Origin of the sequence: Streptomyces sp. NPDC059852 (assembly GCF_042731455.1) — a bacterium.
In the GTDB taxonomy this organism is placed as follows: Bacteria; Actinomycetota; Actinomycetes; order Streptomycetales; family Streptomycetaceae; genus Streptomyces.
In genome coordinates this window covers 422,369-447,922 of record NZ_JBHWJK010000001.1, presented here as the reverse complement: position 1 = coordinate 447,922, position 25,554 = coordinate 422,369, and the positions used below count along the sequence as shown (strand labels likewise).

The window sequence follows — 25,554 nt, the reverse complement described above, 5'->3', positions numbered from 1 at the left end:
GACGATAGGGGCCAGGGGCAACCAAGCCACCGCCCCGTCGCCGACCCGATCACTCCGAGAGAAGCAGCGTGCTCATACGACTCCTGCGGACCTATCTCAGGCCCTACCGAAAACCCATCGGCTGGCTGGTGCTGCTGCAGTTCCTGCAGACGTGCGCCACCCTCTACCTGCCCACCCTGAACGCGGACATCATCGACAAGGGCGTCGTCACCGGCGACACCGGCTACATCATGTCCTTCGGCGCGCTGATGATCGGCATCTCGCTGGCGCAGGTCGTGTGCAACGTCGGTGCCGTGTACTACGGCGCCCGCACCGCCTCGGCGCTGGGGCGGGACGTGCGGGCCGCCGTCTTCGACCGGGTGCAGTCGTTCTCGGCGCGCGAGGTGGGCCAGTTCGGCGCGCCCTCGCTGATCACGCGGACCACGAACGACGTCCAGCAGGTGCAGATGCTGGCGCTGATGACGTTCACGCTGATGGTCTCGGCGCCCATCATGTGCGTCGGCGGGATCGTGCTCGCGCTCGGTCTGGACGTGCCGCTGTCCGGGGTGCTGGTCGCGGTGGTGCCGGTGCTCGGCATCTGCGTGACGCTGATCGTGCGCCGGCTGCGGCCGCTGTTCCGGGCCATGCAGGTGCGGCTCGACACGGTGAACCGGGTGCTGCGCGAGCAGATCACCGGCAACCGGGTGATTCGCGCGTTCGTCCGCGACGAGTACGAGCAGCAGCGGTTCCGGAAGGCCAACACCGAGCTCACCGACATGGCGCTGGGCACGGGCCGGCTGCTCGCGCTGATGTTCCCGATCGTCATGACGGTGGTGAATCTGTCGTCCATCGCGGTCGTCTGGTTCGGCGCCCACCGGATCGACAGCGGTGGGATGCAGATCGGCGATCTGACGGCGTTCCTCGCCTATCTGATGCAGATCGTGATGTCCGTGATGATGGCCACCTTCATGTTCATGATGGTGCCGCGCGCCGAGGTGTGCGCCGAGCGCATCCAGGAGGTCCTGGACACCTCCTCCAGCGTGGTCCCGCCGAAGGCGCCGGTGACCGAGCTGCGCCGGCACGGGCATCTGGAGATCCGGGGCGCGGGCTTCCGCTACCCCGGTGCCGAGGAGCCGGTGCTGAAGTCGATCGACCTGGTGGCCCGGCCCGGTGAGGTGACCGCGGTGATCGGCTCGACCGGCAGCGGCAAGTCGACCCTGCTGGGGCTCGTCCCCCGCCTGTTCGACGCCACGGAAGGGCAGGTCCTCGTCGACGGCGAGGACGTGGGCGGCATCGACCCGCGGCTCCTCGCCCGCACGGTCGGCCTGGTCCCGCAGAAGCCGTACCTGTTCGCGGGCACGGTGGCGACGAACCTGCGCTACGGCAATCCGGACGCCACGGACGACGAGCTGTGGCACGCGCTGGAGGTGGCGCAGGCCAGGGAGTTCGTGGAGCGGCTGGCGGGCGGGCTGGACGCGCCGGTCGCCCAGGGCGGCACGAACGTCTCCGGCGGGCAGCGGCAGCGGCTCGCGATCGCGCGGACGCTGGTGCAGCGCCCGGAGATCTACCTGTTCGACGACTCCTTCTCCGCCCTCGACTACGCCACGGACGCCGCGCTGCGCTCGGCGCTGTCGCGGGAGACCGCCGAGGCGACCGTCGTCATCGTCGCCCAGCGGGTGGCGACGATCCGGGACGCGGACCGGATCGTCGTGCTCGACGAGGGGCAGGTCGTCGGCACCGGCCGGCACCACGAGCTGATGGCGGACAACGAGACGTACCGGGAGATCGTGCTCTCCCAGCTGACGGAAGCGGAGGCCGCCTGATGGCCGGGCCCATGGGACGAATGATGGCCGGCGGCGGTCCCGACCAGCGTTCGCTGGACTTCAAGGTGTCGGGCCGCAGGCTCGTCGCCCGGTTCAAGCCGGAGCGGCTGACCATCTGGACGCTGCTGGTGTGCGTCGTGGTGAGCGTGGGGCTGTCGGTCGCCGGGCCGAAGATCCTCGGCCGGGCCACCGACCTGGTCTTCGCGGGCATCGTCGGGCGGCAGTTCGAGCCCGGGATGTCCAAGGAACAGGTCCTCGCGGCGATGCGGGAGCGCGGTGACGGCCGGATCGCCGACATGCTGCGCAGCACCGACTTCACGCCGGGTCAGGGCATCGACTTCACGGCCGTGGGGGACGTCCTGCTGGTCGCGCTCGCGGTGTTCGCCGCCGCGGGTCTGCTGATGGCGGTGGCGACCCGGCTGGTGAACCGGGCCGTGAACCGGACGATGTACCGGATGCGCGAGGACGTGCAGACGAAGCTGTCGCGGCTGCCGCTGTCGTACTTCGACAAGCGGCAGCGCGGCGAGGTGCTGTCGCGGGCGACCAACGACATCGACAACATCGGGCAGACGCTCCAGCAGTCGATGGGGCAGCTGATCAACTCGGTGCTGACCATCATCGGCGTGCTGGCCGTGATGTTCTGGGTGTCGTGGCTGCTGGCGCTGGTCGCGCTGGTGACGGTGCCGCTGTCGTTCGTCGTGGCCACCCGCGTGGGCAAGCGCTCGCAGCCGCACTTCGTGCAGCAGTGGCGGACGACCGGCAAGCTGAACGCGCACGTCGAGGAGATGTACACCGGGCACACGCTGGTCAAGGTGTTCGGCCGGCAGGAGGAGTCCGCGCGGCAGTTCGCCGAGCAGAACGAGGCGCTGTACGAGGCCGGGTTCAAGGCGCAGTTCAACAGCGGGATCATGCAGCCGCTGATGCTGTTCGTGTCGAACCTCAACTATGTGCTGGTCGCGGTGGTCGGCGGGCTGCGGGTCGCGTCGGGCGCGCTGTCCATCGGTGACGTGCAGGCGTTCATCCAGTACTCGCGGCAGTTCTCGATGCCGCTGACGCAGGTCGCGTCGATGGCGAACCTCGTGCAGTCCGGTGTGGCGTCCGCCGAGCGGATCTTCGAACTGCTGGACGCCGAGGAGCAGTCGGCGGACCCGGTGGCGGGGGTGCGGCCGGAGGAGCTGCGCGGCCGGGTGGCGCTGGAGAAGGTGTCGTTCCGGTACGAGCCGGACAAGCCGCTGATCGAGGACCTGTCGCTGACGGTGGAGCCCGGGCACACGGTCGCCATCGTCGGCCCGACCGGCGCCGGCAAGACGACCCTGGTCAACCTGCTGATGCGGTTCTACGACGTGTCGTCGGGGCGCATCACGCTCGACGGCGTCGACATCGCGCGGATGTCCCGGGACGAACTGCGCTCCGGGATCGGCATGGTGCTGCAGGACACCTGGCTGTTCGGCGGCACCATCGCGGAGAACATCGCGTACGGGGCGGCCCGGGACGTCACCCGGGGCGAGATCGAGGAGGCGGCGCGGGCTGCGCACGCCGACCGGTTCATCCGTACGCTGCCCGACGGGTACGACACGGTGATCGACGACGAGGGGTCGGGGGTCAGCGCGGGCGAGAAGCAGCTCATCACGATCGCGCGGGCCTTCCTGTCGGACCCGGTCATCCTGGTGCTGGACGAGGCGACGTCGTCCGTCGACACCCGGACCGAGGTGCTGATCCAGAAGGCGATGGCCAAACTGGCGCACGGGCGGACGTCGTTCGTCATCGCGCACCGGCTGTCGACGATCCGGGACGCGGACACCATCCTCGTCATGGAGAGCGGCGCGATCGTCGAACAGGGCGCGCACGCCGAGCTGCTGGCGGCGGACGGGGCCTACGCGCGGCTGTACAAGGCGCAGTTCGCGCAGGCCGTGGCCGAGGTGGACTGAGGAACGGTTCCAGGGGGCCGCTCGCCCGGGGTGAGCGGCCCCTGCTCAGTCCAGATAGCCGCGCAGCTGGTCCGCGAAGGCGTGGTCGCGCAGCTTGTTGAGGGTCTTGGACTCGATCTGGCGGATGCGTTCGCGGGTCACGCCGAAGATGCGGCCTATCTCCTCCAGGGTGCGCGGGCGGCCGTCCGCGAGCCCGTACCGCAGCTGCACCACCTTGCGTTCGCGCTCCCCCAGCGTCGACAGCACCGCCTCGAGGTGTTCGCGCAGCAGCAGGAACGCCGCCGACTCCACCGGCGAGGTGGCGTCGCCGTCCTCGATGAGGTCGCCGAGGGCGACGTCCTCCTCCTCACCCACCGGGGCGTGCAGGGAGACGGGCTCCTGCGCGAGGCGCAGCACCTCGCTGACCCGCTCGGGGGGCAGGTCGAGGTGGGCGGCGACCTCCTGCGGCGTCGGCTCGTAGCCGCGTTCCTGGAGCATGCGGCGCTGCACGCGGACGACCCGGTTGATCAGCTCCACGACGTGCACGGGCACACGGATGGTGCGGGCCTGGTCGGCGAGGGCCCGGGACATGGCCTGCCGTATCCACCAGGTGGCGTACGTGGAGAACTTGTAGCCGCGGGCGTAGTCGAACTTCTCGACGGCGCGGATCAGTCCGAGGTTGCCCTCCTGGACGAGGTCGAGCATGGTCAGGCCGCGTCCGACGTACCGTTTGGCGACGGACACGACGAGCCGCAGATTGGCCTCGATGAGCCGCCGTTTGGCCATCCGGCCCAGGACGACCAGCCGGTCCAGGTCCTGGGCGAGCCGGCTCTCCAGGTCGGGGGTGCGGGCGAGCTTCTCCTCCGCGAACAGGCCGGCCTCGACCCGGCGGGCGAGCTCGACCTCCTCGGCGGCGGTGAGCAGCGGGATCCGCCCGATCTCCCGCAGGTACTGGCGGAACAGGTCGGAGGTGGGGCCCGCGGTGTCGGGGCGGACCCGGGCCGGGAGCGGCGCCTCGACCGGCTCGGTGGCCTCGTCCAGCGCCTCCGCGGGCGGGTCGGGCGGCTCGGGCGAAGCCTGCGGCTCCGACTCCGGGTGGTGCGCGACGCGGTTCTGCGGGGGGACCGCGGCGAGCACGTCGTCGTCCGCGTCCGGCGCCGCGCCGTCCGGACGGGACTCGGTCTCGACGAGGGTCTGGGTCTGCACGGGGGCGACCTCCAGGGTGATCGCTGCCGAGGCGTACGGCAGCGCTGCTTCGAGGGCGGAGTCGGCGGCCTCGCCGCTGTCCGTCCCGTACGCGATGAGCGGAACCGCGGGGGTGTGGGATCCGTGGGGGACGGACCGGCCGCGCTCCGAGGACTCAGGCACCGCCCCCAGTGTGGGGTACGACACATCGCCGCCACGAGGGGCGTGCGGTGACTTTTTGCGATCGGGCCGTGACCACGGGGTGATGTCGGCGGGGAAACCCGGATGCCCGTGCGCGGCGGGGTCTGACACGATGCGGCGGTGTCCGGATCCTTGTACGAGACCCATGTGACGGTGGCCTGCGCCGACGCGGCCGGGTCCGGGCGGCTGCGCCGCTGGGCGGCCGCCGCGGGTCTGAAGCTGACCTGTATCGAACTGGCCCGCGGCCGGGTGCCGTCGCAGCCGATGCTCACGCTGACCGGCGCGCCCTCGTGGGCCGCGGCGGCGGCCGGCGCCGAGGAGGTCGCGGCGCGGCTGCGGGCGGGCGGGTTCAGCCCGGTGCGCGTCAAGATCGAGTCGGCGCCCTGGGCGCCGGAGGTGCCGGCCGGGCCGTGCGGCGGCGGGCAGTACTTCGAGCACCATGTGAAGCTGCGGCTGCCCGCCGACACGGACCTGGGCTCCCTGGCGGCCCGGGTGGTGCCGTACGGGGCGCATCTGTCGTGGAACGCGCGCCGGGTCGTGGGCGCCCGGCACGAGCGGTTCGTGACGCAGCGGTGCCGCGGGGTGGACGCGGCCGGAGCCGGACGCGCCCTGGAGGGGCTGCTGGCCGAACTGGCGGGGCTCGACGTGGTGGACGTGGAGCGGGAGTTCGTGCTGTACGACAGCGATCTGTCCGTGGACGACGGATGGATCGACGGGTGGGCCGGCGGAGGGGCCGAGGAGACCTCCGGCGCGAGTGCCGGGGGCGTCATGACGCGGGAGGGGCGGCGATGAGCGGGTCCTGGCGGGAGTGGGGGCTGTGGCGTGAGATGCCGCGGGAGGAGCTGGACGACGCCACGCGGCGGGACAAGGATCTGCCGCTGACGCTGCGGACGGTGCCCGGCGAGGACGTCTCGCAGCGCCTGGTCTTCGACCCGAGCATGAAGCAGCATCAGAACGCCTACCGCGCCACCGACCCCGCGTTCGCCGACCCCGCCCGCACGGACGCCTGGCGGGCGGCCCGGCGCCGGGCCCTGGACCTGGTCCTCGGCGCGATCGCCGGGTCGGAGTGGGCCGACGCCCTGGTGCTGCGCGGCAGCGTGCTGATGTCCGTCTGGTTCGGCGAGGCCGCCCGGGAGCCCGGTGACCTGGACTTCGTCGTCGTGCCGGAGACCTGGCGGATGGAGGAGGAGCGCACCGCGCGGATGCTCGAGGGGATCGCGCGGGCGGCCGAGGAGGCGTCCGGGGACGGCGTGCGGGTGTCGGCCGGGGGCGCCGCCGTGGAGGACATCTGGACCTATGAGCGGGTGCCGGGCCGCCGCATGGTGCTGCCGTGGAGCGCGCCGGGGCTGCCCGAGGGGCACGTCCAGCTCGACTTCGTCTTCAACGAGCGGCTGCCCGAGCCGCCCGGGCCCGTGGAGCTGCCGGGCGGCGCCGTCGTCCGGGCGGCCACGCCCGCGCTGTCGTTGGCCTGGAAGCTGATGTGGCTGATCAACGACGCCTACGCGCAGGGCAAGGACCTGTACGACGCCGTGCTGCTCGCCGAGCGGCACCCGCTGCCGTACGAGCTGCTGCACGAGGTGTTCCGGCTCTCGGGCGAGTGGCCCTACCCGTACCAGGAGTACGTCGGCTTCGACGATGTGGTGGAGGCGCTGCGGTGCGTCGAGTGGCGGCACTTCGTCACCGAGTATCCGCAGTACGCCGACGCCGAGCAGGCGTTCGTGGACCGGCTGGTCCGGGCGGTGACGCCGACTTTCGCGGGCCGGTCAGAGGGCGGCGGCCCCGTGGGCGCGTAGCGCCTGGTCGTACTGCTGGAGCACCCACAGCTCGTTCTGCACGGCGGCGAGCTGGGCCGGGTCGCCGCCCGCGCCGAGGCGGGTCAGCTGGCTCTGGATGTCACGGACCCGGCGCTCGACGGCCCGGCGGCGGACGGTGACGAGCTGTTCGCCCGCGTAGTTCTCGTCGACGGTCCTGCGCATGATCGCCTCGACGGCGAGCTCGGTGACCATCGCGCGGACCTGGTCGTCGGGGGCCGCGTCGCGGACGCGGACCAGGTACTCCTGCGGGTCCTGGATGCCGAACTCCGCGCCGCCCGCGTCCATGATCGCCTGGCGGACGGCGGCGTAGGGGGCGGCGGTGAACTCGTCGACGCCGTACGCGTCGAACGCCGGGGAGACCAGCTCGGGGCGCTGGAGGGCGAGCTTCAGCAGTTCGCGTTCGGTGGCGTAGACGGGGTTGCGCAGGGTGAGGGCCGGGCCGGTGGCGCGGGGCCGGGGCGCGGCGTCGTACGGCTGCTGCGGGCCGCGGGACGACGGGGCCGGGCCGCGGCCGCCGCGCTCGCGGGCCCACCGGGCGAGCTGGGCGACCCGCTTGACCACGAACTGGGTGTCGAGGATGCCGAGCATGCCGGCGAGCTGGACGGCGACCTCGTGCTGGGCGCCGCTGTTCTTGATGCGGGCCACGATCGGGGCGGCCTCGTCCAGGGCGGCGGCGCGGCCCGCCGGGGTGTCCAGGTCGTAGCGGACGACGATCTGGCGCAGCGCGAACTCGAAGAGCGGGGTGCGTGGTTCGACCAGGTCGGCGACGGCGTCGTCGCCCTTGGCGAGGCGCAGCTCGCAGGGGTCCATGCCGTCCGGGGCGATCGCGATGTAGGTCTCGGCGGCGAACTTCTGGTCGTCCTCGAAGGCGCGCAGGGCCGCCTTCTGGCCGGCGGCGTCGCCGTCGAAGGTGAAGATCACGCGGGCCGAGCCGTTGTCCATCAGGAGCCGGCGCAGGATCTTGATGTGGTCGTTGCCGAAGGCGGTGCCGCAGGTCGCGATGGCCGTGGTGACCCCGGCGAGGTGGCAGGCCATGACGTCGGTGTAGCCCTCGACGACGACCGCGCGGGACGCCTTCGCGATGTCCTTCTTGGCGAGGTCGATGCCGTACAGGACCTGGGACTTGCGGTAGATCGCCGTGTCGGGGGTGTTCAGGTACTTCGGGCCGTTGTCCGCCTCGTAGAGCTTGCGGGCGCCGAAGCCGACGACGTCGCCGCCGATGTCGCGGATCGGCCACATCAGGCGGCCCCGGAAGCGGTCGATGGGGCCGCGGCGGCCCTCCTGCGACAGACCGGAGAGGACGAGCTCCTTGTCGGTGAAGCCCTTGCCGCGCAGGAAGCGCGTGAGGTGGTCCCAGCCCTGCGGGCTGTAGCCGACGGAGAAGCGCTGGGCGGCGGCCTGGTCGAAGCCGCGCTCGGCGAGGAACTGGCGGCCGGTGTCGGCCTCCGGGCTGTTCGCCAGCTGCTCCATGTACCAGTCGGCGGCGATCTTGTGGGCCTCGACCAGGCGGATGCGCTCGCCGCGCTGGTGGGAGGGGTTGTAGCCGCCCTCCTCGTAGCGCAGGGTGATGCCGGCCTGGGCGGCGAGGCGCTCGACGGCCTCGGAGAAGGAGAGGTGGTCCACCTTCATCACGAAGGTGATGGTGTCGCCGCCCTCCTGGCAGCCGAAGCAGTGGAAGAGACCCTTGCTGGGGCTGACCTGGAAGGACGGCGACTTCTCGTCGTGGAAGGGGCACAGCCCCTTCAGGTTCCCGCCGCCGGCGTTGCGCAGCTGGAGGTACTCGGAGACGACGGCGTCGATCGGGACCGCGTCCCGTACCGCCTTCACGTCGTCGTCGTTGATCCGTCCTGCCACGCGTGAATTCTACGGGGCCGGTCGGACACTCAAGGGATGAGGTCTTCGAGTGGGATGTGGGGGTTCGCCAGGTTCTCGGTGTCCACCTGGGCCTTGGAGCGGATCAGTTTCTGGATGGGTTCGGTCACGTCCCACACGTTCACGTTCATCCCGGCGAGCACCCGGCCCTCCTTCACCCAGAAGGCGATGAACTCGCGCTTGCCGGCGTCCCCGCGGATCACGACCTGGTCGTACGACCCCGCGGGCGCCCATCCGCTGTACTCCATGCCCAGGTCGTACTGGTCGGAGAAGAAGTAGGGCACGCGGTCGTAGGTGACGTCCCGGCCGAGCATCGCGCGGGCCGCTGCCGGGCCGCCGTTGAGCGCGTTGGCCCAGTGCTCCACCCGCAGCCGGGTGTCGAACAGGGCGTGCGGGAAGGAGGCCACGTCTCCGGCCGCGTAGATGTCGGGGTCGGAGGTGCGCAGCCGTTCGTCGACCACGACGCCCCGGCCGTGCGCGGCGTCGGCGATCTCCAGGCCGGCGGCCTCGGCGAGGGCGGTGCGCGGGGCGGCGCCGATGGCCGCGAGGACGTCGTGCGCCGGGTGCTCCTCGCCGTCGTCGGTGCGGGCGGCCAGCACCATGCCGTCCTGTCCGACGATCTCCGTCAGCCGCCGGCCGAAGTGGAACCGCACGCCGTGCTCGCGGTGCAGGTCGGCGAAGACCGCGCCGAGCTCGGGGCCGAGCACGCCGTGCAGCGGGGTCGGCCCGTGCTCGACCACGGTGACCTCGGCCCCGTACTCGCGGGCAGCCGCCGCGATCTCCAGGCCGATCCAGCCGGCGCCGGCGATCACGAGGTGCCCGTTGTCCCGGCCGAGGGAGGTCAGGACGCCCTTGAGGCGCTCGGCGTGCGCGAGCCGGCGCAGGTGGTGCACGCCGGCCAGATCGGTGCCGGGGATGTCCAGGCGGCGGGGCTCGGCGCCGGTCGCGAGCAGCAGCTTGTCGTAGTGGACGACGGTGCCGTCCTCGCCGAACCGGACCGTCTTCGCGGTGCGGTCGATGGCGTCGACGGTCTGCCCGAGGTGCAGCTCGATGTCGTTGCGCGCGTACCAGGCGGGCTCGTGCACGAAGACGGTGTCGCGCTCCTCCTTGCCGAGGACGTACCCCTTGGACAGGGGCGGCCGCTCGTAGGGGTGGTCGCGCTCGTCGCAGATCAGTATCACCCGCCCGGTGAAGCCCTCCGCGCGGAGCGTCTCGGCCGCTTTGGCGCCGGCCAGCCCGCCTCCGACGATGACGAATGTCTGATCCGCGTCGACCACTTCATGCCTCCTCGTAAGGTGCCGCCCCACGAGCGTCCCGCACGCAGCGTGATGCGGGAAGGGGGGGTGACCCGATCAGGCCACGCAGGGTCACTTTCGGGTGCCCGGGTGCCCGGGTGCCCGGGCGGGGGCGGGTTCAGGCCCGGCCGCTGAGGCGGGCGTGCAGGGCGCGGGCCGAGGCGTCCGTCAGGTTGGCGATCTGGTCGACGACGACGCGCTTGCGGGCGCGGTCGTCGCCGGCCGCGTCGAACAGGGCGCGGAACTGCGGGTCCAGTCCGTCGGGGGCGCGGGCCGTCAGCGCCTCGGCCAGCTCGGCGACGACGACGCGCTGGTCGGCGCGCAGCCGCTCCTGCTCGGCGCGCTGCATGACGTACCGGTCGGCGACGGCCTTGAGGACCGCGCACTCCATCCGGGTCTCGCGCGGCACGACGAGTTCGGCGGCGTAGCGGGTGAGCCGTCCGCCGCCGTACGCGGCGCGGGTCGCCCCCTCGGCGGCCAGGCAGAACCGGCCGATGAGCTGGCTGGTGGCGTCCTTGAGGCGGGCCTGGGCGACGGCCGAGCCGTCGTAGCCGTGCGGCCACCACTCCTGGTCGAGGAGCCGGTCCAGGGCCTCGGCGAGCTCGGCGGGGTCGGTGTCCGCGGGCACGTACCGGCCGATGGCGACGGCGAAGACGGCCTGGCGTTCCGGCTCGGCGTGCAGGCAGTTCGGGTCGACGTGCCCGGCGTGCAGGCCGTCCTCCACGTCGTGCACGGAGTACGCCACGTCGTCGGCCCAGTCCATGACCTGGGCCTCGAACGTGGTGCGGGTGCCGGGGGCGTCCTTGCGGATCCAGTCGAAGACGGGCCGGTCGTCCTCGTAGACGCCGAACTTCCGCGAGTGCGGGTCGGTGGGGTGGCCGCCGCGGGGCCACGGGTACTTGGTGGCGGCGTCGAGGGTGGCGCGGGTGAGGTTGAGGCCCACGGAGCCCTCCGGGGTGAACCGCTTGGGCTCGATCCGGGTGAGCAGGCGCAGGGACTGGGCGTTGCCCTCGAACCCGCCGCAGTCCTCGGCGAACTCGTTGAGCGCGACCTCGCCGTTGTGGCCGAACGGGGGGTGGCCGAGGTCGTGGGAGAGGCAGGCGGCCTCCACCAGGTCGGGGTCGCACCCGAGTGCCTCGCCGAGCTCCCGGCCGACCTGGGCGCACTCCAGGGAGTGGGTGAGGCGGGTACGGGGGCTGGGGTCCCAGGCGTTGCTGTGGGTGCCGGGCGTCACGACCTGCGTCTTGCCGGCGAGCCTGCGCAGCGCGGCCGAGTGCAGCACACGGGCCCGGTCCCGTTGGAAGGCCGTGCGCCCGGGCCGCTTGTCGGGTTCCGGTGCCCAGCGTTCGACTGCCGACTCGTCGTAGTACATGCCCCGACAGTACGGCCAGACGAGCGGCGAGGGGGGCCTGGCGGGGTGGGCCCGGGGTTCAGGCCGAGGCCAGGGACGGGGTCGTCGCCGCCGGGGTGGTCGTGCGGTCGTAGCGGTGGAGGAGGAGGTGGGCCATGGCCGGGTGGGTGCCCAGGGGGGCCGACGCGAGCCAGGGGGCCTGGTCGGCGCACTGGGTCGCGAAGCGGCCGGGGGCCGTGAAGTACGACGCCACCGCGACCCGGGTGCGGCCCCGCGCGGCGAGGGCCGCGAGCGCGTCGGGGACGGACGGGGACGCCGTCGTCGCGTAGGCGGGGACGACCGGGACGCCCAGGCGGGCCGTGAGGAGGCGGGCCGTGCGGGCGGTGTCCACCTTGGACTCGGGGTCGCGGGAACCGGCCGCCGCCAGGACGACGGCGGTCGTGCGGCGGGTGGCCTCGTCCTCGGGCGTGCGCCAGCCGGCCTCCGTCAGACGGGCGTGAAGCGCCTCCGCGAGGAGCGGGTGCGGGCCGAGCGCGCCGGCCACGCGGGCGCGGACCCGGGAGGCGGCGGCCGTCCCGGGGATGTCCCGCTTGATGTGGTAGCCGCGGCCGAGGAGCAGGGGGACGAGGATCGCCTCGCGGTCGCCGAGGCCGGCCAGGGTGTCCGCGAGCAGCGGCTCGTTCAGCTCGATGTGCCCGAGGTGGACCGGCAGTCCGGGGCGCAGCGCGCGGACCTCGTCGAGCAGCGCGGTCACCGTGCGCAGGGCGCGCGGGTCACGGCTGCCGTGGGCGACGACGACGAGCGCGGGTGGGTCGGGGCGGCGCCTGCCGTCGGGGCCGACGAGGGTGAGCTGGCGGGCGAGCTGGCTGCTGATCCGGTTCATGAGGTGCGCCGTACTGTCGAGGTGGGCCGTCGGGGACTGGTCGTGCAGGGGGTTCGACGCCGTCATGGACCGATGGTGGCGGGGCCAGGTTGCTGTGCCGTTTCACGCCAATGACGGGTTCTTACGCCGGGTTCACGGTCCGGGCCGGCGCCGGTGTGAGGCCCCCTGACCTGCGGTTCCGTTCGGGCCGGGTGAAGACTGTCACGCGGGGGCGGGTGAACCGCGCCCGCCGCCGGGGCGTCCTGGGAACCGGAGGCTCACGGGGAGCCGTACAGGAAGGGGGCCGGGATGCGTCTGCGGAGGCCGCGTCTGCCGCGCACCCGCGCCGGGCGCCGGCGGCTCGTGCAGGCCCTGATGGCCGCGAGCGTGCTGGCGCTGCTGCCGGCCACCTGGACACGTCTGGCCACCGAGGGCCGGCTGCGCACCGCCGCCGACGTGCCGCGCACGGACGTCGCCGTCGTCTTCGGGGCCGGGCTGTGGGACGGCGAGCCGTCGCCGTACCTCGCGCACCGGCTGGACACGGCGGCCCGGCTGTACCGGGCGGGACGGATCGAGGTCGTCCTCGTCACCGGGGACAACAGCCGCGAGGACTACGACGAGCCCGACGCGATGCGCGCCTACCTGGTCCGGCACGGGGTGCCCGGCGCCCGGATCGTCAGCGACTACGCGGGCTTCGACACCTGGGACTCCTGTGTCCGGGCCAAGAAGATCTTCGGGGTCGACGAGGCGGTGCTGATCAGCCAGGACTTCCACATCCGGCGGGCGGTGGCGCTGTGCGAGGAGGCCGGGGTCGCGAGCTACGGCGTCGGGGTGGCCGCCCGGCACGACGTCACCTGGTACTACGGCGGGGTGCGGGAGCTGTTCGCGGCCGGCAAGGCGGCGTTGGACGCCGTCGTCGAACCGGACCCGCGCTTCCTCGGCCGGCGCGAGACCGGGGTCGCGGACGCGCTGGCCACGGCCGGGTAGCGGGGCCTCACGGCGGCGCCGGGCGGGCGGGGAGGTCACCGTGCCGCCCGTGTAACCGGGGAGCCGCCGCGCACGTAACACGGCCGACGCACGCTGAACGGCATGCCGAACATCGCGACGCCCACGCACTGCCCGTACTGCGCCCTGCAGTGCGGTATGAACCTCACGCCCTCGCAGGACGGGGGCGTCGCGGTGGTCGAGCGCCCGGACTTCCCCGTCAACCGGGGCGCGCTGTGCGGCAAGGGCCGTACGGCGCCCGCGGTGCTGGCCTCCGGGGTCCGGCTGACCACGCCGCTGGTGCGGTCCGGCGGGGCGCTCGTGCCGGCGAGCTGGCCCGAGGCCCTCGACCGGATCGCCGACGGGCTGGCCCGCACCCGCGCCGAACACGGCCCGGACGCGTGCGCGGTGTTCGGCGGGGGCGGGCTGACCAACGAGAAGGCGTACAGCCTCGGCAAGTTCGCGCGGATCGTGCTCGGCACCTCGCAGATCGACTACAACGGCCGGTTCTGCATGTCGTCGGCGGCCGCGGCCGGGATCAGGGCGTTCGGCCTCGACCGGGGGCTGCCGTTCCCGCTGGAGGACATCCCGCGCACCGGCTGTGTCATCCTCGTCGGCTCCAACCTCGCGGAGACCATGCCGCCGGCGCTGCGGTTCTTCCAGGAGCTGCGGGACAACGGCGGCACCCTGATCGTCGTCGACCCTCGCCGCACGAAGACCGCCGAACAGGCCGACCTGCACCTCGCGCCCCGCCCCGGCACGGATCTCGCGCTGGCCCTCGGGCTGCTGCACCTGGTCGTCGCCGAGGGCCGGGTCGACGAGGAGTACGTGCGCGAGCGCACGGCCGGCTGGGAGGACGCGCGGGCCGCGGCGATGGCGCACTGGCCGGAGTACGTGGAGCGGATCACGGGGGTGTCCGTTCCGGAACTGCGGGAGGCGGTACGGATGTTCTGCGCGCCGGAGCACGCGATGGTGCTGACCGCGCGCGGGCCCGAGCAGCAGTCCAAGGGCACCGACACGGTGGGCGCCTGGATCAATCTGTGCCTGGCGACGGGCCGGGCGGGCCGGCCGCTGTCCGGGTACGGCTGTCTGACCGGGCAGGGCAACGGGCAGGGCGGACGCGAACACGGCCAGAAGGCCGACCAGTTGCCCGGGTACCGCAAGCTGGACGACCCGGCCGCCCGCCGGTACGTCGCGGGGGTCTGGGGCGTCGACCCGGACCGGCTGCCGGGCCCCGGCCGCAGCGCGTACGAGCTGCTGGACGCGCTGGGCGGTGACATCAGGTCGCTGCTGCTCATGGGTTCCAACCCGGTGGTGTCGGCGCCGCGCGCCGCCCATGTCGAGGAGCGGATCAGGTCGCTGGACTTCCTCGCCGTGTGCGACGTCGTGCTGTCGGAGACGGCCGAACTCGCCGACGTGGTGCTGCCGGTGACGCAGTGGGCGGAGGAGACGGGGACGACGACGAACCTGGAGGGCCGGGTCCTGCTGCGCCGCCGGGCGATCGACCCGCCGCCGGGGGTGCGCAGCGACCTGGAGGTCCTGCACGAGCTCGCGGCGCGGCTCGGCGCGGACGAAGGGCTGGAGAAGGGCTTCCCCGTCGACGCGGAGGAGGTCTTCGCGGAGCTGCGGCGGGCGAGCGCGGGCGGCGCCGCGGACTACTCGGGGATCACCTACGAGCGGCTGGCGGAGGAGAACGGCGTCTTCTGGCCGTGCCCCGCGCCGCCGGACGCCGACGGCGTCACCGAGCACGCGGACGACCCGGCCCGTGAGGACGACGCCGCCGGCGACGAGGCGGGTGCCGTCCCGCACCCGGGCACGCCCCGGCTGTTCCTGGACCGGTTCGCCACGCCCGACGGGCGGGCCCGGTTCGTGCCGGTGGCGCACCGGGCGGCGGCGGAGGAGCCCGACGAGGAGTACCCGGTACTGCTGACGACGGGCCGGGTCGTGGCCCAGTACCAGTCGGGTGCGCAGACCCGCCGGGTAGAGGAGCTGAACAACGCGGCGCCGGGGCCGTTCGTGGAGCTGCATCCGCGCCTGGCTGCGCGGCTCGGGGTGGCCGAGGGCGATCCGGTGGCCGTGGTGTCGCGCCGGGGCCGGGCGGTGGCGCCCGCCCGGGTCACCTCTGGCATCCGCCCCGACACGGTCTTCATGCCGTTCCACTGGCCGGGCGAGGGCCGCGCCAACACCCTGACCAACCCGGCGCTCGACCCGACGTCCCGGATGCCGGAGTTCAAGACGTGCGCGGTACGGCTGGAGACGGCCTAGGTCGTGTCCGCCGCTCGGCAGGCAGGACTTTGCGGACACGACCTAGAGGGTCACCGCGTCTTCCAGTCGCCGCTCGCCAGCGGTGTGCCGTGGGTGCGCAGGCGGGCGGCGACGGCGGGTGCGGCGACGTACACCCAGGCCCGTACGGCCGTGCCGTCGCCCGTGCGCAGGACCTCGCGGGCGACCCGCTCGTAGAGGTTGCGCGGGTCGCCCGGGCGGTACTCCTCCAGCCGGTCGAGCGCGGCGAGCAACTGCGGGTAGTCCTCGGGCCGGACGGTGACGAGGTCGCCCTCGACGGTGCCGGCGCCCCGCTCCTCCACGGCGTACGGGTAGCCGGGGCCGTCGTACAGCAGCGCTCCGAGCAGGCGTCCCGGCTCCTCGGTGAGGGTGCGGCCGCGCAGCAGGGTGCCGTGGTGGGGCTCGCCGGGGCGCAGGGTGCCGTAGACGAAGAACGGCAGTCGGGGAGAGAGGGTCACGGAAACGATTCTCTCTCCTCACACACCTCCACGGCGTCACCCTGGTCATGGCATGTGCACGCCCTCTTGAATCTTGGTCACCGCCGAGATCGAGGAGAGCGATGAGCCGAATACGGCCGTACTTCAAGGGTTCCCGTCCGGCCGTGGCGGGCGTCGCCGTCGCCGTCGCCGCCCTCATGGCCACCGCCTTGTCCCCCACCGCCGGTGCGGACGAGACACCCACCCGGGCCACCGCGCTGCGGAACGCGGCGGCGGTCCTCGAGGACCTCCCGGGCACCCTGGGCCTGACGGCCCATCAGGACACGTCCGTGCGGGACGTCGTCGTCGACGCCGACGGCACCCAGCACGTCCGCTACGACCGCACCTACCGCGGACTGCCCGTCCTCGGCGGCGACTTCGTCGTCCACCTGGCGAAGGACGGCACCTACCGGAGCGCCTCCCGCGCCACGCGCGGCTCCCTCTCCCTGCCGAGCGTCACCCCGCGGATCGCCGCGCCGAAGGCGGCCGACCTCGCGGCGAGCGTGCTGCGCGCCGTCCACGCCGGACAGACGCTGCGGCGGCTCACCGCCCGGCCCGAGCTGGTCGTCGACGCCCTGCACGGCACCCCGAAGCTGGCCTGGCGGACCGACGCCGCCGCCCAGGACTCCCTCGGCAACCCGGTCGCCCGCACGGTGCTCACCGACGCCCGCACCGGCGCCCGGATCGACGCGTGGGACGGCATCGAGACCGCGACCGGCGACGGGAAGTCGCTGTACTCGGGCACGGTCCCGCTCACCACCTCGGGCTCCCAGCCGGCGTACCAGCTCAAGGACCCGACGCGCGGGAACACGTACACGGGTGACGCCGCGAACAAGACGGACCTGTGCATCCTGACGATCTGCCTGGACCGCGCCCCGGCCACGGCGTTCACCGACGCCGACGACCACTGGGGCGACGGCACCACCGGCGACCGTTCGACGGTCGCCGTGGACGCGCAGTACGGCACGGACGTCACCTGGGACTACTACCGGGACGTGCACGGCCGCGACGGCATCGCCGGCGACGGCAAGGGCTCGTTCAACCGCGTGCACTACGGCAACGACTACAACAACGCGTTCTGGGACGACAGTTGCTTCTGCATGACCTACGGCGACGGTGACGGCACCCAGCTCGGCCCGCTGGTGTCGCTGGACGTCGCCGGGCACGAGATGTCGCACGGCGTGACGTCCAAGACGGCGGGTCTGACGTACTCGGGCGAGTCGGGCGGCCTGAACGAGGCGACCTCCGACGTCTTCGGGACTCTGGTGGAGTTCCACGCGGACAACGCCGCCGAGCCCGGCGACTACCTGATCGGCGAGCGGGTCGTGCGGTCCGGACTCGGCCGGGACGCCCTGCGGTACATGGACAAGCCGTCCCGGGACGGCAAGTCCGCGGACTGCTGGAGCTCGTCCGTCTCCGGGCTCGACGTCCACTACTCGTCCGGTGTCGGCAACCACTTCGCGTACCTGCTGGCCGAGGGCAGCGGCGCCAAGACCCTCAACGGCGTCCGGTACGACTCCCCCACCTGCGACGGCTCGACGGTCACCGGCATCGGCCGGGCCAAGCTCGGCAGGATCTGGTACCGCGCGCTGACGGTCTACATGACCTCCTCCACGACCTACGCGGGCGCCCGTACGGCCACGCTGAACGCGGCGAAGGACCTGTACGGGGCCGGCGGCGCGGAGTACGCGGCGGTCGGCGCCGCCTGGAAGGCCGTCAACGTGGCCTGACCGCGCGGGTGGTGGGCGCGGCCGGCCGGGGCGAAAACGGCTGGCCGCGCCGCCGTGCGGACCCGTACCTTGACGGCCGACACCCGCCCGCCCGTCCCGAGGAGCCGTATGCCGTCCAGCCCCGAGTCGCCCCCGGTCCGGATGCGCGCCGGCGAACTGGACATCGACGAGGCGCTGGTGGAGCGGCTGGTCGCCGGGCAGTTCCCGCGCTGGGCCGGGCTCCCCGTGCGGCGCGTGGCGTCCGCCGGGACCGACAACGCGATGTTCCGGCTCGGCCCCGACCTCGTCGTACGGCTGCCGCGGCTGCCCGGCGGGGGGCGGCAGGTCGGCACCGAGCACCACTGGCTGCCCCGGCTGGCCGCGCACCTCCCGCTCACGGTCCCGGCGCCGCTCGCACTGGGCGAGCCGGACACCGGATACGGGCTGCCGTGGGGGGTGTACGCCTGGCTGGACGGCGCGGACGCCTTCGACGCCCCGCCCGCCGACCTCGCCACGGCCGCCCGTGACCTGGGGCGTTTCGTCGCCGCGCTGCGCTCGGTGGACGCCGACGGCGGCCCGCCGTCGTACCGGGGCGGCCCGGTCCGTGCGGGCGACGCGGACGTACGGGCCGCGATCCGTGACCTGGGGGCGGCGGGCGCCCTGGACGCGCGGGCGGCCACCGGGGTGTGGGAGGACGTGCTCCGGGTCCCCGACCGGCACGGCACCCCCGTCTGGCTGCACGGCGACCTCCTGCCGGGCAATCTGCTGACCTCCTCCGGCCGGCTCACCGCCGTCATCGACTTCGGCTGCTTCGGGACCGGCGACCCGGCCGCCGACCTCATGCCGGCCTGGACCGTCCTGGACGCCGGGACCCGTGAGGTCTTCCGCGCGGCGGCGGGCGCCGACGACGCCACCTGGGAGCGGGGCCGGGGCTGGGCCCTGCGGTTCGGGCTCACGGCGGAGCACTACTACGGCGACGTCTGCGGCAACGGCACCAACCCGGTGCTGGCGACCGTGGCCCGGCGGACGGTGGCCGAGGTACTGGCCGACCGGTGACACGGGGGCGGGGGGCCGGGGTTCATGGAACGGGGGTCGCGTCACCCGTTCACACGCGTGTCCCGCCGGACAACCGATTCGCTTCCTCCGGTCCCGCCGATGACCCGGTGACCTGCTGAAACGGCGCCCGCGCCGGGGTCATGGGCGGCCCCCGCGGCACCCGTTCACCCCGCTCACGGACCGGTCTCGACAAGCGCTCACGCGCCGCTGCGACTTTCCTCGGAAGGGCAGGGGCTCGGCCGAGACGGTGGCACATGGGGATGCCGCGGGCCGTGTTCCGCTCGGAGGAGCATCGATGCGACGTACCGCCCGTCTGCTGACCGGCGCCGCGCTGGCCGCCGGCGCCGTGGGGCTCGTCGTCACCCCCGCCCACGGCGGGGACAGCGGCGGCCTGGAGGTGTTCCCGTCCTCGGTCGAGCCGGGCGGGGAGGTCACCGTGCACACGGAGTTCTGCCCGCGGGGCGCCGCCGCCGGTGACGCCAGCGCGGTGGGCGCCGGAGCGTTCACGCTGGCGCCCAGCACCCACGACGAGCAGGCGGCCGGGCGGTTCCGGGTGCCGCCGAGCGCCCAGCCGGGCACGTACGAGATCGTCGCGACCTGCGCGGAGGGCGGCAAGCGGGTCGCCGGCGACCTGGTGGTCACGCTGACCGCGCCGCGCGGGCAGACGCATCCACGGGGAAGTGTGAAGACGGGGGTCGGCGGCGCGTTCGGCCACGACCCCGTACGGACCGCGGCCGGTGTGACGGCTCTCGCCGTCGCCGCCGCGGGCGGTACCTGGCTCCTGCATCGCCGGGCGAGAGGCGACGGGATCTGACGGACACCCTCCGCTGTCCGTCCGCCGGTACCGCACGTCCTCTCCCCCTCCGGGTCCGACGCCCCTCGCGGCCCGGAGGGGGATGAGGGCCGACAGGAGAGCCCAGGAGGCACAGGTGCGCAGTGACCGCAGGATGGGCGACGTGGCGATAGCCGCGGCCAGTGTGCTGGCGCTCGGCTGTGCCGTGCTGCTGCTGGCCGGCGGCGCCGAGCACCCGCCGCCGCAGCCGTCGGCGGCGCAGGCCGCCCGCACGGACGCCCCGGGCGCCGGCGCCCGGGCCGCCGGAACCGCCGCGCGGGCCCTGCCCCCCTCCCCGCCCGACCGCATCCGCATCCCCGCGATCCGGGTCGACGCGCCACTGACCGGCCTGGGGCTGACGTCCTCCGGCAGCCTCGACGTGCCGCCCGCCGGACGCCCGGACCTCGCCGGCTGGTACGAGTCCGGGACCACGCCCGGTGAGACGGGCACCGCGATCGTCGCCGGCCATGTCGACAACGCCGACGGGCCCGCCGTGTTCTACCGGCTCGGTGCCGTGCGCAAGGGCGGCACCATCGAGGTGGACCGGCGCGACGGCGGCACCGCCGTGTTCACCGTGGACGCCGTGGAGGTGTACGACGCGAAGAACTTCCCGGACGAGAAGGTGTACGGCCCGGCGGCCCGCCCCGAGTTGCGGGTGATCACCTGCGGCGGCGGCTACTCGCGGGCGACCGGCTACCGGGGCAACGTGGTCGTCTTCGCGCATCTGACGGGCAGCCGCTGAGGCCGCTCAGGCGAGCCACTGCTCGTACGCCAGCTTCGCCACCAGCGAGAACACGACCGTCAGCAGCACGATCCGGACGAAGCCGCTGCCCTTCTTCAGGGCGGTACGGGCCCCGACGGTGCCGCCCGCCAGGTTGAACAGGGCCATCACGGCGGCCAGTTGCCACCAGACCGTGCCCTGCCAGGCGAAGGTGGCCAGCGCCCCGGCGTTGGTGCAGCAGTTGACGATCTTGGCGGTCGCGGACGCCGTGACCAGGTCCTGGTGCAGCACGGCCGTGAGCGCCAGCACCAGGAACGTGCCGGTGCCGGGGCCGATGAGACCGTCGTAGAAGCCGATGCCGAGGCCCGCGAGGCCGATCGCGGCGAGGACGCGGCGGCGTGAGACCGGGCCGGGCGCCGGGGCCGTGCCGAAGGCGGGGCGCAGGATGACGAAGGCGCCCACCGCGAGCAGCACCACCATGATCACGGGCTTGAGGACCTCGGTGCTCATGCCGGCCGCGAAGAAGGCGCCGCCGCTGGAGCCGGCGAGCGCCGCGAGCCCGATGCGCACGGCGAGCCCGACGTCGACGGGCGCCTTGCGGACGTAGGTCACGGCGGCGCCCGTCGTGCCGACGATCGCCACCGCCTTGTTGGTGCCGAGCGCGTACGCGGCCGGGGTGCCGGCGGGCAGGCCGAGCAGCAGGGCGGGCAGCAGCAGGAGTCCCCCGCCGCCGACCACGGCGTCGATCCATCCGGCCGCGAGGGCCGCGAGGCACAGGACGACGACCATGGTCAGGGATATCTCGGGCATGGCCGAGACCCTACAGCGGTGCGTGCACGGTCCACGCACATGAGGGTCTTCCGAGCTTCGGCACCCCTCACACCCCCCCACCTGGCCCGTCGAACCCTCACATCCGTACCCCGCTCCTGTTGAGGGCAGCGTTCCGCACGGGAAACAGAAGGGATGCTGCCGGGAAACACCCGGCCCGCAGGCTCGTCGGCATGACCTCGAATACGCGTGTGGTGGTGATCGGCGCCGGCCTCGCGGGCGTACGGCTCGCCCGGCGGCTCGGCGAGCTCGGCACGGACGTGACGCTCGTCGGCGACGAGGAGCACCGCCCGTACAACCGGGTCCTGCTCGCCGAGGTGCTGGCCGGGCGCTACAGCCCGGAGGTGATCGCCCTGCCGGAGCCCGCCGGGCTGGTCCGCGGCCGGGTCACCGGCATCGACCGCGCGGCACGCACCGTGCGCCTCGCGGACGGGCGGGCCATCGGATACGGCACCCTCGTCCTGGCCACCGGCTCCAACCCGGTGCTGCCGCCGCTGCGCGGCCTGTTCAGCCCCGACCACGTGCTGCCGGAGGGCGTCCACGCCTTCCGCACCCTGGACGACTGCCTCGGATTGTCCAAGGCGGTCCGGCCCGGCGTGCGGGCCGTCGTCATCGGCGGCGGGCTCCTCGGGGTCTCCGCCGCCCGGGCGCTGGCGCTGCGCGGCGCCCAGGTCGTGCTCGCCCAGCAGTCCGAGCGGCTGATGGAGCGTCAGCTCGACCCGGCCGCCTCCGCCCTGGTCCGGCGGCATCTGACCGGACTCGGCGTCGAGGTCCACACCGAGCTGCGCGTCCGGGACGTGCGCTGCGTCGGCGGAGCGGTCCGCTCGGTCGAGATGGCCGACGGGTACGCGCTCGACGCCGACCTCGTCGTGCTGGCCTGCGGGGTGCACCCCCGGGTGGGGCTCGCCACGGCGGCCGGCCTGGAGGTCGCCAAGGGCGTCGTCGTCGACGACTGTCTGCGCACCTCCGACCCGCGCATCCGGGCCGTCGGCGACTGCGCGCAGCACGCCGGGACCGTGTACGGGCTCGCCGCGCCCGCGCTGGAACAGGCCGACGTGCTCGCCGCCTCGCTCGCCGGGGACGGCACCGCCCGCTACACCGGCACCCGCGCGCTGACCCGGCTGACGCTGGCCGGCGAGGGCTTCTTCGACCTCGCCGCGTTCGGCGAGACGGAGGCCCGGCCCGGCGACGACGTCGTCCAGCTCACCGACGCCACCCGCGGCACCTATCGCAAGGTCGTCGTCCGCGACGATCGCCTGGTCGGCGGGGTCCTCGTCGGCGAACTCGGCACCGTCGGCGCGCTCGCCCGCGCCTGGGAGGGCGCCGAGCCGCTCCCCGGTGACGCCCCCCTGCTGCACCTGCTCACCAACGATGGAGGCTCCTGATGACGGCCACCCCCGGGGCGACCCCCACGATCGTGCTCGTCGGCCACGGCATGGTCGGCCAGCGCTTCCTCGAGGCGCTCGCCGAGCGCGGCCTGACCGCCACGCACCGCGTGGTCGTGTTGTGCGAGGAGCCGCGTCCGGCGTACGACCGTGTGGCGCTCACCTCGTACTTCTCGGGCCGCACGCCCGAGGACCTGTCGCTGACGGACGCGGAGTTCATCGCGGCGCACGGCATCGAGCTGTACGTCGGTGACCCGGCGGTCCACGTCGACCGGGAGGCCCGCGAGGTCACCGCCCGCTCCGGTGAGGTCTTCGCCTACGACACGCTCGTCCTCGCCACCGGCTCGTACCCGTTCGTGCCGCCGGTGCCGAACAAGGACGCCGACGGCTGCTTCGTCTACCGCACGATCGAGGACCTGCTCGCGATCGAGAGTTACGCGAAGTCCCGGGCCACCACCGGTGCCGTGGTCGGCGGCGGACTGCTGGGTCTGGAGGCCGCCGGCGCGCTCAAGGGGCTCGGGGTGGAGGCGCACATCGTGGAGTTCGCGCCGCGCCTGATGCCGGTGCAGGTCGACGAGGGCGGCGGCGCCGCGCTGCTGCGCACCATCGAGGACATGGGCCTGAGCGTGCACACGGGGGTCGGCACGCAGGAGATCGTGGTCGACGACTCGGGTGCCGTGACCGGCATGAAGCTGTCCGACGGCTCCGAACTCGCCACGGACATGGTGGTGTTCAGCGCCGGTGTCCGCCCCCGCGACCAGCTGGCCCGCGACTGCGGCCTCACGGTCGGCGAGCGCGGCGGCATCGCGGTCGACGAGCGCTGCCGTACGGTGTCCGACCCGTCCGTGTTCGCGATCGGCGAGTGCGCCCTGGCCGTGGACGGCCGGGTGTACGGCCTGGTCGCCCCCGGCTACGAGCAGGCCGAGACGGCCGCCGCGACGATCGCCGAGGACGAGGCGTCCTTCACCGGCGCCGACCTGTCCACCAAGCTGAAGCTGCTCGGTGTGGACGTGGCCTCCTTCGGGGACGCGCACGGCACCACCGAGGACTGCCTGGAAGTCGTGTACTCGGACTCCCGCGCGGGCCTGTACAAGAAGCTGGTCGTCGGCCGGGACGGCACCCTGCTCGGCGGCATCCTGGTCGGGGACGCGGAGGCGTACGGCACGCTCCGGGCGTTCACCGGGTCCGTCCCGCCGGTCTCCCCCGAGTCGCTGGTGCTGCCGGCCGGCGCGGGCGCCCCCGCCCAGCTGGGCCCGGCCGCGCTGCCCGACGAGGCGGTGATCTGCTCCTGCCACAACGTCACCAAGGGCACGATCCGCGGCGCGGTCACCGAGCACCGGTGCACCACCGTGCCCGAGGTGAAGAAGTGCACCAAGGCCGGTACGGGTTGCGGCAGTTGCGTGAAGGTGCTCGGCCAGCTCGTCACCGCGGAGCTGGAGGCGTCCGGCGTCGAGGTCGACAAGGGCCTGTGCGGCTGCTTCGCACAGACCCGCGAGGAGCTGTACGAGATCGTCCTCGCCCTGCGCATCACCACCTACCAGGACCTGCTGGACCGCTACGGCCGCGACGGCGCCCGCGGCGGCGACGGCTGCGAGATCTGCAAGCCCACGGTCGCGTCGATCATCGCGTCCCTCGCCCCCACGATCGGCGCGAGCGGCTACGTCCTGGACGGCGAGCAGGCGGCCCTGCAGGACAGCAACGACCACTTCCTCGCCAACCTCCAGAAGAACGGCTCCTATTCGGTCGTCCCGCGCATCCCCGGCGGCGAGGTCACCCCCGAGGGCCTCATCGTGATCGGCGAGATCGCCCGGGACTTCGGCCTGTACACGAAGATCACCGGTGGCCAGCGGATCGACATGTTCGGCGCCCGCGTCGAGCAGCTGCCCCTGATCTGGGCCCGGCTGGTCGACGCCGGCTTCGAGTCGGGCCACGCCTACGGCAAGTCGCTGCGTACGGTGAAGTCCTGTGTGGGGCAGACCTGGTGCCGCTACGGCGTGCAGGACTCGGTCCGCATGGCGATCGACCTGGAGCTGCGCTACCGGGGGCTGCGGTCGCCGCACAAGCTGAAGTCGGCGGTCTCCGGCTGCCAGCGCGAGTGCGCGGAGGCCCAGTCGAAGGACTTCGGCGTGATCGCCACCGCCAACGGCTGGAACCTGTACGTCGGCGGCAACGGCGGCGCCACCCCGCGCCACGCCGACCTGCTGGCGCAGGACCTGTCCGACGCCGAACTGATCCGCCTGATCGACCGGTTCCTGATGTTCTACATCCGCACCGCGGACCGTCTGGAGCGCACCAGCGTGTGGCTGGAGCGCATCCCGGGCGGCCTGGACCACGTCCGCGAGGTCGTCGTGGAGGACTCCCTCGGCATCTGCGAGGAGCTGGAGTCGCTGATGGCGGCCCATGTCTCGCACTACCGCGACGAGTGGGCCGAGACCATCAACGACCCCGAGAAGCTGGCCCGGTTCGTGTCCTTCGTGAACGCGCCCGACACCCCCGACCCGGTCGTCGGCTTCGTCCCGGAGCGCGACCAGATCAAGCCCGACCTGCCCCTGCTGTCCATCGGCCTGCGTCCCCGCGCCGAAGACGTCCTGGAAGGAAGCGCCCAGCGATGACCCTGGCTCCCGAGATCACCGATGTGAAGGTCCATGTCCGGGTGGGCGGCCACTGGCTGCCGGTCTGCGACCTGACCCGGCTGCTGCCGGGCCGGGGCGTGGCGGCCCTGCTGCCGGACGGGGGCCAGGTGGCCCTGTTCCGGGACCGGTCCGGCCGCCTGTACGCCATCGACAACCGCGACCCGTTCGGCGGCGCGGCGGTCCTCTCCCGCGGCCTGACCGGCACCCACCGGGGCCGCCCCTTCGTCGCCTCCCCGCTGCTGAAGCAGCGGTTCGACCTGGGGACGGGGCAGTGCCTGGACGACGAGACGGTGCGGGTGACGACGTACGAGGTGCGGGCGGGCTGAGCGTCCAGTGACATGGGTCCTCAGTGCCTCGG

General features: G+C 73.5%; 20 protein-coding genes. 13 read left to right on the top strand and 7 right to left on the bottom strand.

The window, feature by feature from the left end:
- Positions 1–68: 68 nt before the first annotated feature.
- Together ACFV46_RS02015 and ACFV46_RS02010 are read left to right on the top strand one after the other, a co-directional pair.
- The gene (locus ACFV46_RS02015; RefSeq protein ID WP_385496727.1) at positions 69–1,802 is read left to right on the top strand and encodes an ABC transporter ATP-binding protein; all 1,734 of its coding nucleotides are present in this window, start codon (positions 69–71) and stop codon (positions 1,800–1,802) included.
- A complete protein-coding gene (locus ACFV46_RS02010; RefSeq protein WP_385496726.1) occupies positions 1,802–3,730 on the top strand; it encodes an ABC transporter ATP-binding protein in 1,929 nt (642 codons plus the stop codon). Before ACFV46_RS02015 ends, ACFV46_RS02010 begins: the two co-directional genes overlap by 1 nt.
- A 45-nt stretch (positions 3,731–3,775) precedes the next feature.
- On the opposite strand, the gene ACFV46_RS02005 is transcribed toward ACFV46_RS02010, so the two are convergent.
- Positions 3,776–5,077, bottom strand: coding sequence for an RNA polymerase sigma factor (locus ACFV46_RS02005; protein ID WP_385496725.1), 1,302 nt, complete (start codon positions 5,075–5,077; stop codon positions 3,776–3,778).
- A 138-nt stretch (positions 5,078–5,215) separates the two neighbouring features.
- Here ACFV46_RS02005 and ACFV46_RS02000 point away from each other — a divergent pair, with 138 nt between their 5' ends.
- Positions 5,216–5,887: a hypothetical protein gene (locus ACFV46_RS02000; protein WP_385496724.1), complete on the top strand. Its 672-nt coding sequence runs from the start codon at positions 5,216–5,218 to the stop codon at positions 5,885–5,887.
- Positions 5,884–6,888, top strand: a complete 1,005-nt coding sequence (locus tag ACFV46_RS01995) for a nucleotidyl transferase AbiEii/AbiGii toxin family protein (RefSeq protein ID WP_361935171.1) — start codon at positions 5,884–5,886, stop codon at positions 6,886–6,888. Before ACFV46_RS02000 ends, ACFV46_RS01995 begins: the two co-directional genes overlap by 4 nt.
- Here ACFV46_RS01995 and dnaG read toward each other — a convergent pair.
- From dnaG to ACFV46_RS01975, 4 genes are all read right to left on the bottom strand, one after another.
- Complete coding sequence (dnaG, locus tag ACFV46_RS01990) at positions 6,859–8,763, bottom strand: DNA primase (protein ID WP_361935168.1); 1,905 nt, start codon at positions 8,761–8,763, stop codon at positions 6,859–6,861. The two genes, ACFV46_RS01995 and dnaG, sit on opposite strands and share 30 nt — an antisense overlap.
- Positions 8,764–8,792: 29 nt before the next feature.
- Positions 8,793–10,058, bottom strand: coding sequence for an FAD-dependent oxidoreductase (locus ACFV46_RS01985; protein ID WP_361935165.1), 1,266 nt, complete (start codon positions 10,056–10,058; stop codon positions 8,793–8,795).
- 136 nt (positions 10,059–10,194) lie between these two features.
- The gene (locus ACFV46_RS01980) at positions 10,195–11,448 is read right to left on the bottom strand and encodes a deoxyguanosinetriphosphate triphosphohydrolase (RefSeq protein WP_385496723.1); all 1,254 of its coding nucleotides are present in this window, start codon (positions 11,446–11,448) and stop codon (positions 10,195–10,197) included.
- 58 nt (positions 11,449–11,506) lie between these two features.
- The gene (locus ACFV46_RS01975) at positions 11,507–12,376 is read right to left on the bottom strand and encodes a sirohydrochlorin chelatase (RefSeq protein ID WP_385496722.1); all 870 of its coding nucleotides are present in this window, start codon (positions 12,374–12,376) and stop codon (positions 11,507–11,509) included.
- 222 nt (positions 12,377–12,598) lie between these two features.
- On the opposite strand from ACFV46_RS01975, the gene ACFV46_RS01970 reads away from it, so the two are divergent.
- Entirely contained in the window at positions 12,599–13,276 is a 678-nt protein-coding gene (locus ACFV46_RS01970) for an ElyC/SanA/YdcF family protein (protein ID WP_361935156.1), read from the top strand.
- Positions 13,277–13,378: 102 nt separating this feature from the next.
- Positions 13,379–15,538, top strand: a complete 2,160-nt coding sequence (locus tag ACFV46_RS01965; RefSeq protein WP_385496721.1) for a molybdopterin oxidoreductase family protein — start codon at positions 13,379–13,381, stop codon at positions 15,536–15,538.
- Between the two features lie 50 nt (positions 15,539–15,588).
- Here ACFV46_RS01965 and ACFV46_RS01960 read toward each other — a convergent pair whose 3' ends face one another.
- A complete protein-coding gene (locus ACFV46_RS01960) occupies positions 15,589–16,014 on the bottom strand; it encodes a gamma-glutamylcyclotransferase family protein (RefSeq protein ID WP_385496720.1) in 426 nt (141 codons plus the stop codon).
- A gap of 101 nt (positions 16,015–16,115) precedes the next feature.
- On the opposite strand from ACFV46_RS01960, the gene ACFV46_RS01955 reads away from it, so the two are divergent.
- The 4 genes from ACFV46_RS01955 to ACFV46_RS01940 all read left to right on the top strand — a co-directional run bounded on the left by ACFV46_RS01955 (position 16,116) and on the right by ACFV46_RS01940 (position 20,371).
- Positions 16,116–17,762, top strand: a complete 1,647-nt coding sequence (locus tag ACFV46_RS01955; protein ID WP_385496719.1) for a M4 family metallopeptidase — start codon at positions 16,116–16,118, stop codon at positions 17,760–17,762.
- Between the two features lie 108 nt (positions 17,763–17,870).
- On the top strand, positions 17,871–18,797 hold the full coding sequence (locus tag ACFV46_RS01950) for an aminoglycoside phosphotransferase family protein (protein ID WP_385496718.1): 927 nt from the start codon (positions 17,871–17,873) through the stop codon (positions 18,795–18,797).
- A gap of 295 nt (positions 18,798–19,092) precedes the next feature.
- Positions 19,093–19,611: a hypothetical protein gene (locus ACFV46_RS01945; protein WP_361923720.1), complete on the top strand. Its 519-nt coding sequence runs from the start codon at positions 19,093–19,095 to the stop codon at positions 19,609–19,611.
- An 82-nt stretch (positions 19,612–19,693) separates the two neighbouring features.
- Entirely contained in the window at positions 19,694–20,371 is a 678-nt protein-coding gene (locus ACFV46_RS01940) for a class F sortase (RefSeq protein WP_361923722.1), read from the top strand.
- A 6-nt stretch (positions 20,372–20,377) separates the two neighbouring features.
- Here ACFV46_RS01940 and ACFV46_RS01935 read toward each other — a convergent pair whose 3' ends face one another.
- Entirely contained in the window at positions 20,378–21,160 is a 783-nt protein-coding gene (locus tag ACFV46_RS01935) for a sulfite exporter TauE/SafE family protein (protein ID WP_376726529.1), read from the bottom strand.
- A 191-nt stretch (positions 21,161–21,351) separates the two neighbouring features.
- Here ACFV46_RS01935 and ACFV46_RS01930 point away from each other — a divergent pair, with 191 nt between their 5' ends.
- The 3 genes from ACFV46_RS01930 to nirD are packed head-to-tail and all read left to right on the top strand — an operon-like array spanning position 21,352 to position 25,522.
- Positions 21,352–22,563 carry an NAD(P)/FAD-dependent oxidoreductase gene (locus tag ACFV46_RS01930; RefSeq protein ID WP_385496716.1) on the top strand — a complete coding sequence of 404 codons (1,212 nt, stop codon included), beginning with the start codon at positions 21,352–21,354 and terminating at the stop codon, positions 22,561–22,563.
- Positions 22,563–25,175 (top strand): nitrite reductase large subunit NirB, encoded by a 2,613-nt coding sequence (nirB, locus tag ACFV46_RS01925; protein WP_385496715.1) that lies wholly within the window; start codon positions 22,563–22,565, stop codon positions 25,173–25,175. The genes ACFV46_RS01930 and nirB overlap by 1 nt, the downstream gene beginning before the upstream one ends.
- Positions 25,172–25,522 (top strand): nitrite reductase small subunit NirD, encoded by a 351-nt coding sequence (nirD, locus tag ACFV46_RS01920; protein ID WP_361923730.1) that lies wholly within the window; start codon positions 25,172–25,174, stop codon positions 25,520–25,522. Before nirB ends, nirD begins: the two co-directional genes overlap by 4 nt.
- Positions 25,523–25,554: the final 32 nt, after the last annotated feature.